Below are 15,181 nucleotides of genomic sequence, written 5' to 3'. Positions count from 1 at the left end.
TGTAACTAGGTATAGAAAACTCAAAGTAGATGATAGAAGAGGAGAAAGAGTAGATGAAAACCACTACTGTTAATAGCTTGATTGCCATTGAGAAGGTTGAAAGTGAAGCATGGTTGGATATGTATGCTGCTGCACCGGATAGCTATGTTACTAGCTCAAAAACATCTTATGCACGGTTGGGTACGAGTGTAGGACTTGCAGATCAGGGTGTGCCGATCGCGGAATTCAACCGGGTTCTCGGTCTAGGGATTGCAGAACCTTTAAGCGAAGAAGGGTTGGATCAAGCGATAGCGTGGATGAACGAACATGCTTCTGAGTTGTATTCTTTGCAAATTCCCCCGACAGCGCTACCTGACATGATTCACGAGTGGATCCAAGCAAAAGGATTCAAGCGTACTGGAAGAGGCTGGGCGAAGTATTACCGGGATTCCATGCCAGTAGAAAGTCATCCTATGCCAACTACGCTCGAAGTTCGACTCGTTGAGCCGCATCATGCCACAGACTTTGGTTATGCTGCACAGGTAGGGTTCGGGTTTCCTGAGTCACTCATTTCATGGTTTTCAGCATTGGCTGGTCGCCCAAAATGGAGAGTATACGTGGCGTACGAAGCTAATCATCCTGTAGCCTGTGGGGCAATGTTTATCGATAAAAACTGGGCTTGGCTTGGAATAGATGCGACATTGCCCGATTATCGCGGCAGAGGAGCTCAGAACGCTCTAATTAAACAACGGTTAACTGATGGGATTGCACTAGGTGTTACTGGTTTCACTGCGGAAACCGGACAACCACCTGAAGGACAAGAGGATACGAATAAGTCATACTGTAACTACCATCGAGCGGGATTTAATCGTGTTTACGTGCGTCCTAACTATATGAAGGTTGATTGAAAAAGTGGAAAGCAAGCTCTTGTCTAATCTATTAGGCAAGAGCTTGTTTTGTTAAATTGTCCTTCAAGTAAAAAATTGTATATGATAAATTGTAGAGAAATTAGATCCATATTTAGGAGGGATACAAAATCATGAAACGAAACAGATTAGGTGCTTCAGAGCTCATGGTAGGCGAAATAGGATTAGGCTGCATGTCGTTAGGCACAGATCGCCAGCATGCCATTTCTATGATTCATGGAGCATTGGAACGTGGGGTAAATTTTCTGGATACGGCTGATTTGTACGATGAAGGTCTTAATGAAGAAATCGTAGGTTCAGCGATTCAAGGTCGCAATCGTGGCGAAATCATTATAGCCACAAAAGTCGGTAACAGACGAATACCAGGCAAAGAAGGCTGGGTATGGGATGCCTCCAAAGCGTACATACTGTCCGCGGTTAAAGAAAGCTTGAGACGGCTGCGTACGGATTACATTGATTTATATCAATTGCATGGCGGTACACTTGAAGACCCGATCGACGAGACGATCGAAGCTTTTGAACAATTGAAACGAGAGGGAGTCATCCGCTATTATGGCATATCCTCGATTCGTCCAAATGTGATTCGGGAATATACAAACCGATCATCGATTATAAGCGTCATGAGTCAGTATAGTTTATTAGATCGACGGCCGGAGGAAGAAGTGCTACCTTGGCTTGCTGAGCATTCAATCAGTATGATAGCCCGTGGTCCAGTGGCGAAAGGAATTCTGTCGAATCGGGGACGGCGGCTTCAGGAAAATTACCTTGACTACACAGGGGAATCAATTAGTAGCCTGTTTCCCAAATTACTGGATTCAGCCAATGTGAATGGCCGTAATTTAAGTCAGCTTGCCATTCGCTATGTGCTATCGAATCCTGCGGTTGCTGTGACCATCCCAGGGGCTAGCTCTCTAGAACAATTGTTGGAGAACATCGCCGTTGCAGAAGCCCCTCCCCTAAGGGATGAAGAGATCATTTTGCTTCAGAAATTGACGCGTTCAAATAGGTATGAACAACATCGATAATTTGTATCTTCTTACGAGTAGCTCCACAGTCCGCAGCTGTTGAGCTACTCGTGTTATTTATGCTGAATCTAATGAGTGCATATAGGAAACTTTGGAACAAATACCGAGTATAACCAATATAGCGGTTTAAGTTGAGAGAATGAATAGGAGTGTGATCCAATGAGCTGGAAAAAAGCAGCCATTGCGGCTGTAGTTGGAGCGCAAGTCATGATGTCATGTGCTTTCGACGCTTCAGCGGAAGGAGCAACTGTTGTTTGGGAGCCCATACCTAGTGTGCAGCCGGAGTTCCAGCACGAAATGTTCCCTTCGGAGGTCCCCGAATCAGGTAGAGTGCCTGCCGTTATTCAGTTATTGAGCAACATCCCTTATTATGACAAATACGAAGATTCCGGCGGTCCACCTCAGGGCTATCTAGCTCCTCAGGAGGTTCAAGTAGTCAAGGCAGGCATGCCTTGGTCGGATGCGCATAATTGGTGGAAAGTCCGCACCTGGCTTGGCGATAAGTGGATCAATGTGCCTTCAAAAGCGTTAGACGTCGCTCCACCAAAGCAAATATCGCTGCTGGACAATACGCTGATGTATGCCAACCCAGATATCAAATCACCATCAACGGGTTCATTGGCACCGCAGGATGTGGAGGTGGTCGCTGCTGCGAAAAGGTGGTTTGTTGCCGATAACTTCGATTACAACACGATGACATGGCTGCAGATTCATACGACTTGGCTCGGTGACCAATGGATTCAAATTCCTCTTAATCGTATTGGTACGCTGCGGAGCGTTGTGCCAGAGAAAGAATATTTCATGAACGTAAGCAGCATTCCACAAGGTGTTGGGGAAATAACAGCAGAGTTCATTTCGCCATTCAACAGCACAAGCTATCGTGTAGAGACAAAGAGCGGAGTTCAGTGGATGTATTACCGAGGCGCGAGGGTTGAAGAGTCCCAAGAAAGCTTAGTATTGTATACGCGAACAACGCTTTTTGCACAACCTGATTCCTATGGGGAAGAGGTGGCCATTCTTCAGCCTCAGAAAGTGGAAGTGTTCGAACGAATTAACAATAATCCATATGGGAACACACAGGATGAACCCATCTGGTATCATGTTCATACATCGGCAGGGGATGGTTGGGTGAATAAACAGTTTGCCGATCCTATTGATGCCAAACCGACAGACGTGGCCATAGAATTGAAATCCAATGCGGAGTTGATGAACTATCCCTTAGGTAATTGGTATAAATTCGCACAAGCTTCCCCTCAAATTGTACATCCGATTCGTTATTGGGATGATACCCTAGGGAACCGTTGGTACCAGATCGATTCTTATGTTGGGCTTGTCTGGTTGAAGTTAAATTCATATTCCGATCGAATTGTGACTGATGGATTTGAACCGGCTATAGACATGTCCTTCTACTCTTTGTACTACAACAGTGCGAAGATTGATGGCGACGAGCTTAAGCTTCAAGACCGACAGGTGGGATATATACGCGATAACGCTTGGTATGTATCCATTCCCTTTTTATCCGAAGGTTTCCGCTACGACAAAAGTGAGTCAGGAGGCTGGACCACTTATCAGAACAGCAGGTTTGGTAATGGTTTTCGCATTCAGGCTGGCTCCTTGCAGGCAACAACACTTTGGAAGGGTAAAGAGGTTCAGAAGGTTAACTTGATGGCAGCGCCACAGGTCTCATCAAATGGAGAAATATACCTGAACGAAGCCGATGTACGGAACTTGTTCGGTACTCTTATTGCTAAGGTTGATAACTCCCTTACTTTTACACTTCAGGCCTACAATGTGACTACACTTGCTATTCCCACATCAGTCGATACCGATCAGATAGTGCTCAATGTAGCTTTTAGAGACAGCACGCAGCAGCTCGCGGCCGACGCTTCACCTGAGTTAAGACCCAAGTTGACTGTCGAAGAGATCGGAGCCCCACCGGCAGAGGCTATTCAGGCCTATTCAAAATGGGTTGCACCCATTCAGTGGGACGTGGCTTTCTTCCAATACCAAGCTGCCAAGCCGCTGAAGGTCGGGCAGAACCAGCTGCGGGCTAGACTTGAGATTGGCGGCAGGATTTTATGGCAGCAAGAATTTACGGTCATGAGGACGAAATAGGTTGGTGAGCGGGAGCCTTCATCCTTTTTGAGGATGGAGGCTTTTTTGTATGTTTTGGGCTTGGGGTAAGCTAAGCTTAAGCCTTGTTGCTGGTACGCGAATGAGAGTTTCGCGCCAAGTAATCATAGCTCGGCATTGGCGGCCTTGCGTCAAATGACCCAACTCGCTCAGCAAGACTGCCTCCCACCAAGTGAACATACCGCTCTGCATGAGCGCCTTGCGCCAAGTGACCAAACCGCTCAGCGTGACTGCCTCGCACTAAGTGACCATATCGCTCAGCATGAGCGCCTTGCGCCAAGTGACCAAACCGCTCAGCGTGACTGCCTCGCACTAAGTGACCATATCGTTCCGCATGACTGCCTCGCACCAAGTGACCAAACCGCTCAGCAAGACTGCCTCGCATCAAGTGACCATATCGCTCAGCATGACTGCCTCGCACTAAGTGACCATGCCGCTCTGCATGAGCGCCTTGCGTCACGGCCCCTCGCTACCATGTCTATGTTGTACGTTATACAACATAAAACAGCTTTAAAGCCCACCACCCTACTCTTCATTGCACTTAGTGCAATAAATTCAATCAAAAAAGCGTGAAAACCCCACTATCCTGCTTTCCACGTTGTATTTTGTACAACGTGGAAGAAGCCAGTGGCTGATCTGAGGCCCGTATGCTGCACAAAGTGCAACATACGGCTGACTGTGGCTATTGGTTGATCTGTCATTCGAAAGCTCTTTTAACATTGGAGTTAATTTTCATTCATTAAATGATTTCAACCGAGGAATCCCTGGAAGCTTATAAAGTTCAGCTGATTTTGCAACTTTAAGAAGATCCCATCCGTCTATTATATAGGCTTAATTTTACTAATGTGGATGAAGGAGGTAAAAGTTGAATGATGAACATGGAACGAGATCTGCACGTAGATATTGCAATAATAGGAGGAGGAGTGGGAGGGTGCGCTGCAGCATTGGCTGCCTGTAGGATGGGGAAAAGTGTGTACATGACCGATGAATACGACTGGATAGGCGGTCAGTTGACGAGTCAGGCAGTGCCGCCTGATGAGCACAAATGGATCGAGCAATTTGGCTGTACGCGAAGCTATCGCCAATTTCGCGAAGAGGTCAGAGAGTACTACCGTCAACACTATCCGTTATCCGAGTATGGGCGTTCGGTATACTATTTGAATCCAGGAAATGGTGGAGTAAGCCGGCTGTGCGCGGAACCACGTGTCACGCATGCCGTATTGCAGCAGATGCTCGCGCCGTTCGTTAACAGCGGGAAACTTACCATCCACACACGAAGTAAAATTGTAAAAGCGTGTAGACATGACAACGAGATCCAAGCCGTTACTGTTAAACGCGAAAACGGGGAAAAGCTGACTGTTTACGCACCTTATTATCTTGATGCAACAGAATGTGGGGACGTACTGCCACTTGCGGAAGTCGACTACGTAACCGGAGCAGAATCGAAGGCAGAAACAAACGAACCTCATGCCTTGGAGGGTCCCGCAGATCCTCATGATATCCAGGCTTTTACTTACTGTTTTGCGATGGACTACTTCGAAGGAGAGAATCATGTCATAGATAAACCCCATGATTACGAGTTCTGGCGTTCATTTCAAGCACCATTTTGGCCGAATCCGCAGTTGAATTGGGTATCGCCTGATCCCAAGACATTGGAACCAACGGAAGAAACGCTTTTTCCCGGTACGGATAAATACCCTTTGTTTATCTATCGCCGAATTGTGGATAAAGCGAACTTCGCGGCGGGGACTTACACGTCAGACATTTCGTTAGTCAATTGGGCGCAGAACGATTACTTTCTTGGAAATGTTTATGATGTACCTGAACAGTTGGCCGAAAAGCATCTATATCAAGCGAAACAACTGAGCTTTTCTTTGTTATATTGGCTGCAGACGGAAGCTCCTCGGCCTGACGGGGGAGTGGGCTATCCGGGGTTGAGGCTGCGTCCGGACGTCGTCGGGACCGCTGACGGCATGGCCCAGGCGCCGTATATTCGGGAATCGCGTAGAATTAAAGCGGAATTTACGGTTTTGGAACAACATGTAAGCACAGCTATCCGAGGCGATCAAGGGGCAGTAGAGTTCCCTGACAGCGTAGGGATTGGATGTTACCGAATCGATTTGCACCCGAGTATGACGGGACGGAACTTCCTCGACATTTCTTCGTTACCTTTTCAGATCCCATTAGGAAGTCTGATTCCCAAGAAGGTTACGAACTTGCTGGCTGCCTGTAAAAATATAGGAACAACCCACATTACCAACGGTTGCTACAGGCTTCATCCCGTTGAATGGAATATCGGGGAGTCTGCAGGCTATACGGCTGCCTTTTGTTTGAACCAAGGCATGACCCCAAGTGAGGTTCGCGCTGACGCAGCAAAGCTCAAAGAACTTCAAGCTTTACTGACGGCGAACGGCATCGAACTGGCATGGCCTAAGATTGGAGCTGTATAAAAAACCTATTAAAGATCAACTTGTTCCTAAAAAGGGGGCTTTTATGGATCATAAAAAAAATTTGCTTTCCGGGATAGTAGCTGGAGTACTCCTTCTTTTCTTAAATAATTCTATTGCTTTGAGTACAATAAAAAGTCTTTTCGATAGCATGCCAATTGCTTATATTACAGTTAGATGCATGATCTATATTCTATCTTTTATCGGTATTTTGACGATTGCTTTTTGTTCAATAGAATTGATAATAGAAGTACATAAATTCAGAAAGCAAAGATAAACTTGTCGGGTGACAAAAATATGGTTACATTAAAAGTCGCATTTTATGCGGCTTTTTCGAATTGTGTCCTCATTTCCCGACGGATCGGACAAAGTTATGGATAGTTAGGTAATCTTGTTCAAGAGTCCCCAAACAAGTATACTTTAGTACATAAAAGCGGTTATGTGAAAAAGTAAAATTTGGAGGTGAACCTAATGAAATTTATCGTTTCAAGCAAATTCATCCTTTTCTTATTGAATTTAAAGAATAATAGATTGAGAAGTACTAATATGAAGTAGGTACATTGAACTTGCTTCCTCTTATACCCATCAAATACACTTTGAGGAGTAGTCGTTCTATTAATTTATTTAAGAAAAGAAAGGGTGCCAACATTAATATGAAACTAACTTATTTGCGCGGGGGCAGTATTGCAATAATTGCAATCGCTGCACTAATCGTAGGAGTTAAGGCATTGTTAACGATTCAGAACATAAATCGCATTACAAATGTAGAGTTGGTTGGGGAGCAAACGATTTACGGAAAACCGGGCTCCCAAATGATCGTACGAATGGGAAAAACAGTGGCTGTAGCTACGGATAAAGAAGGTATTCCGGACCTGACTGCAGGTTTGGATCTTCAGCCAGGAACCTCGATTCCGGATAATCATTTGCTGTTTTTTCCTAAAACGACCCGAGGGCTCCAAGCCGATCTCCAAACAGATAACGAGATTTGGATCACGGTTCGCGGAGGGTATACAGTTTATAATGAAAGTGGAAAGAAAATCAAACCAATTATTGAATGATTACATTTTCTTTTTCCCGACGGAAGGTAGGGAAGAGATAGATACAGTTTAACGTGGAACTATAACTTATAAACACCAGTGGAGGTAGCCGATACAAAGCGGCTGCCTTTTTCACGCTAACGGGAGGTTAGCGCAATACATTCCATAAGTAATATTTCCAATATTAATACACAAAATAATGAGGTGCCTTCTTGTGAAATACTTCGAAGAGGCTAAGCATTTAAGGAAAACATATGTGCAAAAAGTAAGGTCAGAAATAACTTTGTGTGATTCGGTCGCTGTGCTAGACATACCTTATATTCACTTTCGTTATATTTTTTGAATCACTACAGAATGAAACGGACTAGCGTAATTTCGAACGCTAGTCCGTTTCTGTTTGTTCATTATTCTCCTTATTAAGCTGCTTTCGCTCTACATGGGCCGCTCCCCATTGATGTAAGGCTTCCAGAATTGGAGACAGACTCATGCCGTATTCCGTGATGGAGTATTCCACTTTCGGTGGGATCTGCGGATAAATGACTCGCTTAACGAGCTCTTCCTCCTCCATTTCGCGCAGATGGAGCGTAAGCATCCTTTGCGTGATATCGGGCAGCAATCTTCTTAGCTCATTGAACCGCAGAGGTTTGCCTTGAAGCAAATGATAAAGGATAATCGGTTTCCACTTGCCGACGATCGAATCCAGCGCCGCAACGAATTGACATTGGACAGGGTTCTTTTGCATACGTTGACCTCCGTTACAGTACCTTTTTTAATACTATACCACATTATTGTGCCTACTTTAAATAAGTAAGTGTATATTGTATGATCAATTTAGAAAGTGTACTCAAGTTGATTACAGAAAGGAAGTTTTGATTTATGGCAACTGTATTGTACATCACCGCACATCCCCTTGATCCTCAGGAATCTTTTAGCCTCGCGGTAGGTAATGAATTTATTGAAGCTTACCGCGAAGCTAATCCAACAGATGAAGTTGTTTATTTGGACTTGTACAAAGAGAATATTCCGCAATTCGATGCAGATGTTTTGCGAGGTTGGGAAAAGCTTCGGTCGGGTTCGTCTTTCGATCAACTATCCGAAGCCGAGCAATCAAAAATAGCTCGACTTGACGCGATTGTCAATCAATACGTGGCTGCCGATAAGTACGTGTATGTTTCCCCCATGTGGAATTTCTCGATCCCGCCGGTTTTGAAAGCATACACGGATGCGACTTCAATTCCGGGCAAGACGTTCAAATATACAAAAAATGGTCCTGAAGGTCTGTTGTCCGGTAAGAAAGCCTTGCACATTCAAGCTAGCGGTTCCGTTTATTCGGAAGGTCCGCTTTCAGAAGTTGAAATGGGATACAGCTATCTGAAAAAAATTTTGCAGTTCTATGGGATTCAATCTATGGAGGCCATTTTTGTTGAAGGAACTGCATCATCAGAGCGAGCTCCAGCCATTAAAGAAGAGGCAATTGCTCGTGCTAAGGAAGTTGCCACACGTTTCTAATAAGGGGAACTAGATACTTTAATTAAAAAAACAAGGAGGCAACTCAGATGAAACTTTCAGGGAACACGATACTGATCACTGGCGGAGGTTCTGGAATTGGTCTAGCTTTTGCAGAGCGGTTTATCAAAGCTGGCAATACGGTCATTGTCTGCGGACGACGTGAAAGTGTTCTGCAGGACGCCTTTGGATAATATGGGACGTTAATAGCTAACGTGTTGGGTAATAACTCTGCCAAGGCCGTAGATGCCTTCGAAGCAAACATTGAAGGGATACTATTTAACCGACTCATTGAGCTAACGCATACGATAGTTGAATGAGCGATTTAAAGCAATTTAGAAAAAGTCTTTTAGATCAAAGACTTTAAATTTTCGAAGCGTAAGTTTGCCTCGATAAATTTGAAGTTTTTGATCGGTTGATTATAAATATAGGTTGATTGAGGATAAATAATAAAATTTTACATATTGAATTTCTTATTGGGTAAGATTAATAATGCTTTTACACCTTTTGACTCTAGAAAAGAGGACTATGTAATTATGAAATCTGTGCTCACAGGAACTGAAATGGGGAAACTTTGGGCGACTTATATCGGAAATTCAATGGGAAAGTGCATGCTCAATTATTATCTAAAGAATGTAGATGATCCCGAGATTAAAGTGACTTTAGAATATGCATTGGAGTTAAGCAATAATAATATCCAAACAATTGAGTTCTTCTTTAAACAAGCAGACTTTCCTATACCTGTTGGGTTTACTGATAGTGACGTGAATTTGAATGCGCCTCGTTTGTTTATTGATGAGTTTTATCTTCATTATTTGAAATATGCGAGTAAAGCTGGTATGAGTCTCTACTCGATTGCTGTACCTTTGGTTACAAGAAGAGATATTCGGGATTTTTTTATCAAATGCGTTCAAGATACAATGAAACTGCAGTCCGTGGTTGCGGTAATTTCAGAATCTAAAAATGAGCTAATGAATTCGCCTGTCATTCAGCCCCCAGAAAAAGTTGATTTTGTACATAGTCAAAAGTTTCTAGGCTCTTTTTTCGGAAAAAGCAGACCCCTACAAGGATTAGAAATTGCGCATATCTTCGGAAATCTGAATAACGACATCACAAGCAAAGCACTTATTATTGGATTTGCTCAAGTAGCAAATGACAATAAGGTAAGAACATTTCTAGAACGCGGAAAAGATATTAATCAAAAGCACATTGAATCATTAACAGAAAAGTTGTCTCAGGATGGATTGCCCTCCCCGACACTAATAGATCATTTCGTGACTTCTTCGACAGTCTCACCATTTTCTGACAAAATCATGGTTTTTCATAAAGTTGACATGTTTAATGTGAAAATAAGGGAGTATGCCAATGGCATATCGCTTGACGGTAGAAAAGATATTGGTGCTTTATTTTTGAAATGCCAAGCAGAAGTAATGTTATATGTGGAAGATGGTGCAAATCTCTTGATTGAAAATGGATGGTTAGAAAAACCACCAGAGGCAGTTGACCGTAGTAAATTCTTAAATAAATAAGTCATTAACCAGAACACGATGTTCGTTCCAAAAAAGGGAGTAGTTTGCCGCGTAGGCAGCAGCTCCCTTTTTTCATTAAAGTAAGGGTAGGACACTTCCAATATGTGTTAAAATATAACTTATGTTTAGCAGGCAAAACCGAGGTGAATACATACCTTGATGGGAGTGAGTAATATGTTGCAAAAAAGCAAAGTTATTATTGCGATATTCGTTATCTGTTTATCTAGTTACCTTCTAATTACAAAAAACTTTGAATTAGTGCCTTATTTGATGTTAACTCTTGCGATATTTATGTTAGTGACAGGATTAGTCGAACATCAAAGAAACAGAAAAGGATTTTGGGGGTATTTAAGTATTTTAGTTTCTTTGTTTATTTTATTTGTCTCTTTACAGGGTTTCTTTTTGAACTAAAAGGACACTTTGAATAAAAGAATCGCCTTTTTTCTACGCAATAGTAAAATGAGGTTATACTTTAAGAATATTAAATTAGGTCATTATTAGTGGAGGAATATGCAGCCATCAAACGATGAGCAAAGTATTGTTTGTGAAATTAAGAGAACAAAAAAAAATGTGTTTAAATTTTTGTTTTCAATTGGATTATTGTTCATTGGTTTAATTTGTTATGGGACTTACTGGGCCTTCTTTGACATGAATCGGCTCCCGACAGGTGAATTAATTGAACAATCAAACTCACCCAACGGCAAATATACAATTAATGCGTATGTTCAAGTGGAGGAGCAACGACTGATTTTGCTGTAAGAGCAGAACTTGTTTCCAACAAAAGCTCGAAGAAAAAGAATATTTATTGGAATTATAGAGAAGAGAACGCAAATATCGTATGGATTGACGATGATACTGTCGAAATTAATGGTCATGTTTTAAGATTACCAAATGAGAAATTCGATTTTAGGAGAGAGTGAATTTTCTATTTACGGAATTAAGTAAATGGGACACTATAGCTTAATAAAGACACCATGGCAACCGGCATCAGTTGACAAATGCGAGCGAGCGCCTTATTATTTGTTATGTTGTTTTGCTTTAGTTTGAGAAATCAACAATACATTCGTATAACCCCATGAAATACAGGGTGGGGGTCTCTACAGGAAGCCTTAACTTCCTTGCTACGAATATGGAATCGAGTTTCAACGATTCTATATTCGATAGTAAGGAAGTTTTTTTGTTTCCAATATATAGTAGAAGAAACCCAAGGAAGGAATCATAACGATGAAATACAGATTATTTGTTTTGTTAGGCGCAGTCTGTTACGGCATTCTATCGACAATCGTTACAAAGGCATACGCAAAAGGTTATACGCTCGGAGAAATCGTGGGAAGTCAATTATTGACAGGGTGCGTATTGGCTTGGACTCTTGTTCTATTCATAAAATGGAAGGGAAGATGGAGCGGAAACGTTAAGACGACGTCTTCATCCACGACGGCTGCTACGAAGTTATCGTGGAGGCATCGAGTCATCCTGATGGTCGCTGGTGTGCCTACAGCTGTAACAGGCTTGTTGTATTACCAGTCCCTGAGATATATTCCCAATTCGCTAGCCATTCTGTTGCTATTCCAATTCACATGGATGGGGGTTTTGATCAATTCGGTGGAACAGAGGAGGCGTCCGAACGGCATCATGTTGATCACGCTGACCGTTCTGTTTGGAGGGACATGGCTAGCGGCCGGCATACTTGATCAAGGCTTATCTGAGTTTAACTGGATGGGAGTCATATTTGGCTTTATGTCCGCGATAAGCTACTCGTTGTTTATTCTGTTCAGTGGCAAAGCTGTGCCTTCCATGCATCCGATATACCGAAGCGCTTGGATGGTTACAGGGGGGATGTTATTTGTATTTCTCTTGTTCCCACCCAGCTTCCTGTTCAACCACGCGCTTTTGGAGGGATTGCTTCCGTTTGGGGTACTGCTCGGCTTGTTTGGCGCGTTCTTGCCTCCAGTATTGTTCGCGGTAGGGGTTCCGAAAATTGGAGAAGGTTTGACAGGCATCCTCGGTGCCGCCGAGTTGCCTGTCGCGGTTATGCTGTCATCCATCGTTCTACACGAGCACGTAAGCTTACTCCAATGGGCTGGGGTCTTGTTGGTACTGCTTGCGGTTGCGTTTCCCGAACTGATGAAGCGAACGAGATGGGCTGGTCGCAAAGATACCGTATCCGGTTGACACAAAAGCCGCAACCGGCTAAATATTGTAATATGCTTTAATAGATCATTTTTTCGAAAATTGATCATTGCGCTAACGGATAACTATAGTTGAATGACAAGGGAGCAGTTCGCCGCGGCAGGCAGCACCTTATCAATCGGCATATGCGTCTAAACCAAATATAAGCATTGATGATGTAAAAGTGAGGTATTAGTTCCACGAGTGTCGGATAAACGGAAATAAAGGATATTTCTCAAAATGGGCTGCTCCAGCGAAAGATCAAAAAGGTGGCGAACTTGCGTGGATACAAGGGAACACTCTATGTAGAATGAAAGCTTATAAATTAGATGAAGATGAATATCTATAGTGCTCTCTAATGCCGTAATCCTCGCTGTTATAGCAGACTGTGAAACATGCAAATGTTTTGAAGCTTTGTGAAGTTTAACGTTTGGTAAACCGATAGAAACGCTTCCAATTTTTCAATTTCCACCTCAATAGTTTGATTAATTATTACAGATAAAAAGTATGATTCAACTATTACGAAGAGAACTACATTCGCAGTCAAATATTATAAAAATAAGGGCTACCGCGTGGTAGCCCTTTGATTAAAGTCAAAATGAGTAGGCATTCTCTAAGCGTAAAATGCTCAAACTCAAATTGATTTAGGAAAGCTAAATTTGGTTAAAGCATAGTTAAATGCTTCACCTGTTTTTTCAAAAAAGTGTTCGTACCCAATGAATTCGTCTAATCTTGTTTTTTTTAACATATGGCGCGGTTGGTCTTGTAATTCGGAAATGATTACTATACCACCGTGTTTTCTATATTGATTAACTACATTTGATAGATTGGATTCACCCGTTATATCCAGGTAGGGTACACGGCCCATCTCCAAAATTAATATTTTGGATTGCTTATTTATTTCTTCCATGATAGATTTTTCGAATTTATTTGCAACCCCGAAAAACAAAGCTCCTTCGACGGAGTAGATACTAATTTGAGGGCAATTATATTCTTCATTAACAGCAGGTACTGTTATTTGATCATTTTTCTTGGGAAAATCCGGAAAGATCTTTGTAATAACTAAAAGGCTGCTCATATGTTTTAAAAAAATGATAGCCGATAAGATTAATCCAACTTCAACAGCAGTTATCAGATCAGTAAATACAGTGAGAAGAAAGGTAATAAGTAAAACGAATGACTCCGCAGTTTTGCTTTTTAAAACATGAGCGAACTCTTTACGCTCACTCATGTTCCAAGCAACAACAATTAAAATTGGTGCCATACTTGCAAGCGGAATGTTAGAAGCGTACGGAGCAAATAATAACAAAACTAACAGGACGACTATACCATGAATGATCCCTGAGAAGGGAGACTCTGCCCCGCTCTTAATATTTGTCGCAGTTCGAGCAATAGCACCCGTTGCTGGAATACCCCCGAACAATGGAGTTATCATATTAGCGATACCTTGACCAATCAATTCGCGATTGCTATTATGTCTAGATCTAGACATTCCATCAGCAACTACAGCAGAGAGTAATGATTCAATACCACCTAATATGGCTATTGCAAATGCGGGCTTTATTAAAGATTGAATATGTTCAATTGAGAGTGAAGGTAAGTGTAAGTTAGGCAAGCTTTTGGGAATTGGGCCGTAGATGGAGCCGATGGTAGCAATTTTGTCAGGATAGAAAATGGATGCTACAACCGTAGAAATCAATAGTCCTACTAATGATCCTGGGATTTTAGAAAAAAGCATTGGTGTGACAATAATGAGCACTAGACATATCACTGCGGTTAAGACACTATACATATTTATTTTTGAAAGATGAAGAATTAATTCCTTCATATTGGAAAGGAAATCTTGATGGTTTTGAAGATTATGTAATCCAAGGAAATTCGCAATTTGTCCTGTGAAAATGGTAACAGCAATCCCTGTGGTAAAACCAATTGTAACAGGACGTGGAATAAAGTTAATTACACCACCCAGTTTAAAAATCCCCATGAATAGCAAAATGACTCCCGCCATAAATCCAGCAATAAGCAAGTTTGCGTATCCATACTGCATGACAATGGCAAATAATATAGGTATAAATGCTCCGGTAGGACCACCAATTTGAAATTTTGAACCACCAAGAAATGAGATTAGTATTCCTGCGACAAACGTAGTATATAACCCATATTCTGGCTTTACGCCTGAGGCAATTGCAAAAGCCATTCCTAATGGAATGGCAACAATACCTACAATAAGCCCTGAAATCAAGTCCTTTTGAAATTTTTTCCCATTATAACCATGGTATCGTCCACTAAAAGAAAATTTCATACCTAATCCCACCATATATTAATATTTGATTATTTGAATATATATAAAATCATATATGTAAAACTATTGTGTGTCAATTTCATTTTTCCTGAAAATTAAACAAATAAAAAAAGGGAGTAAATCGAGAA

General features: G+C 42.1%; 13 protein-coding genes, 2 pseudogenes and 1 riboswitch. Of the genes and pseudogenes, 12 read left to right on the top strand and 3 right to left on the bottom strand.

Annotated elements, in window-relative coordinates:
• The first annotated feature begins 53 nt into the window (after positions 1-53).
• The 3 genes from GON05_RS31805 (at position 54) to GON05_RS31795 (ending at position 4,045) form a co-directional block, all read left to right on the top strand.
• Positions 54-887, top strand: a complete 834-nt coding sequence (locus GON05_RS31805) for a GNAT family N-acetyltransferase (protein WP_157325082.1) — start codon at positions 54-56, stop codon at positions 885-887.
• Positions 888-1,018: 131 nt separating this feature from the next.
• Positions 1,019-1,930 (top strand): aldo/keto reductase, encoded by a 912-nt coding sequence (locus GON05_RS31800; protein ID WP_157325081.1) that lies wholly within the window; start codon positions 1,019-1,021, stop codon positions 1,928-1,930.
• 159 nt (positions 1,931-2,089) lie between these two features.
• Positions 2,090-4,045 (top strand): hypothetical protein, encoded by a 1,956-nt coding sequence (locus tag GON05_RS31795; protein WP_157325079.1) that lies wholly within the window; start codon positions 2,090-2,092, stop codon positions 4,043-4,045.
• A gap of 76 nt (positions 4,046-4,121) precedes the next feature.
• On the opposite strand, the gene GON05_RS31790 is transcribed toward GON05_RS31795, so the two are convergent.
• Positions 4,122-4,523 carry a hypothetical protein gene (locus GON05_RS31790; RefSeq protein WP_157325078.1) on the bottom strand — a complete coding sequence of 134 codons (402 nt, stop codon included), beginning with the start codon at positions 4,521-4,523 and terminating at the stop codon, positions 4,122-4,124.
• Between the two features lie 418 nt (positions 4,524-4,941).
• On the opposite strand from GON05_RS31790, the gene GON05_RS31785 reads away from it, so the two are divergent.
• The 3 genes from GON05_RS31785 to GON05_RS31780 all read left to right on the top strand — a co-directional run bounded on the left by GON05_RS31785 (position 4,942) and on the right by GON05_RS31780 (position 7,568).
• Positions 4,942-6,513, top strand: a complete 1,572-nt coding sequence (locus tag GON05_RS31785) for an FAD-dependent oxidoreductase (RefSeq protein WP_157325812.1) — start codon at positions 4,942-4,944, stop codon at positions 6,511-6,513.
• Positions 6,500-6,787, top strand: a complete 288-nt coding sequence (locus tag GON05_RS39110) for a hypothetical protein (RefSeq protein WP_221435285.1) — start codon at positions 6,500-6,502, stop codon at positions 6,785-6,787. Before GON05_RS31785 ends, GON05_RS39110 begins: the two co-directional genes overlap by 14 nt.
• Positions 6,788-7,163: 376 nt before the next feature.
• The gene (locus GON05_RS31780) at positions 7,164-7,568 is read left to right on the top strand and encodes a hypothetical protein (protein WP_157325077.1); all 405 of its coding nucleotides are present in this window, start codon (positions 7,164-7,166) and stop codon (positions 7,566-7,568) included.
• A 361-nt stretch (positions 7,569-7,929) separates the two neighbouring features.
• Here GON05_RS31780 and GON05_RS31775 read toward each other — a convergent pair whose 3' ends face one another.
• Positions 7,930-8,289: a winged helix-turn-helix transcriptional regulator gene (locus GON05_RS31775; protein ID WP_157325075.1), complete on the bottom strand. Its 360-nt coding sequence runs from the start codon at positions 8,287-8,289 to the stop codon at positions 7,930-7,932.
• Positions 8,290-8,423: 134 nt separating this feature from the next.
• Between GON05_RS31775 and GON05_RS31770 the strand changes: the two genes are divergently transcribed.
• The 6 genes and pseudogenes from GON05_RS31770 to GON05_RS31750 all read left to right on the top strand — a co-directional run bounded on the left by GON05_RS31770 (position 8,424) and on the right by GON05_RS31750 (position 12,754).
• Positions 8,424-9,056 carry an FMN-dependent NADH-azoreductase gene (locus tag GON05_RS31770; protein WP_157325073.1) on the top strand — a complete coding sequence of 211 codons (633 nt, stop codon included), beginning with the start codon at positions 8,424-8,426 and terminating at the stop codon, positions 9,054-9,056.
• Between the two features lie 47 nt (positions 9,057-9,103).
• Positions 9,104-9,238: pseudogene (locus GON05_RS31765) on the top strand (SDR family NAD(P)-dependent oxidoreductase); the annotation flags it as partial.
• Between the two features lie 351 nt (positions 9,239-9,589).
• Complete coding sequence (locus GON05_RS31760) at positions 9,590-10,582, top strand: DUF3231 family protein (RefSeq protein WP_157325810.1); 993 nt, start codon at positions 9,590-9,592, stop codon at positions 10,580-10,582.
• Between the two features lie 159 nt (positions 10,583-10,741).
• Positions 10,742-10,993 carry a DUF3953 domain-containing protein gene (locus tag GON05_RS39995; protein WP_309491810.1) on the top strand — a complete coding sequence of 84 codons (252 nt, stop codon included), beginning with the start codon at positions 10,742-10,744 and terminating at the stop codon, positions 10,991-10,993.
• A gap of 99 nt (positions 10,994-11,092) precedes the next feature.
• Positions 11,093-11,502: pseudogene (locus GON05_RS38915) on the top strand (DUF5412 domain-containing protein).
• 123 nt (positions 11,503-11,625) lie between these two features.
• Positions 11,626-11,726: riboswitch (purine riboswitch) on the top strand.
• 80 nt (positions 11,727-11,806) lie between these two features.
• Positions 11,807-12,754 carry an EamA family transporter gene (locus GON05_RS31750; protein WP_157325069.1) on the top strand — a complete coding sequence of 316 codons (948 nt, stop codon included), beginning with the start codon at positions 11,807-11,809 and terminating at the stop codon, positions 12,752-12,754.
• A 631-nt stretch (positions 12,755-13,385) separates the two neighbouring features.
• Here the strand turns inward: GON05_RS31750 and GON05_RS31745 are convergent.
• Entirely contained in the window at positions 13,386-15,053 is a 1,668-nt protein-coding gene (locus GON05_RS31745; RefSeq protein ID WP_157325067.1) for a SulP family inorganic anion transporter, read from the bottom strand.
• Positions 15,054-15,181 lie beyond the last annotated feature (128 nt).

It is taken from the genome of Paenibacillus anseongensis (assembly GCF_009757995.1).
Classification (GTDB): Bacteria; Bacillota; Bacilli; order Paenibacillales; family NBRC-103111; genus Paenibacillus_E; species Paenibacillus_E chondroitinus.
The sequence above is the reverse complement of the archived record's forward strand: the minus strand, read 5'-3'. Positions and strand labels throughout refer to the sequence as shown.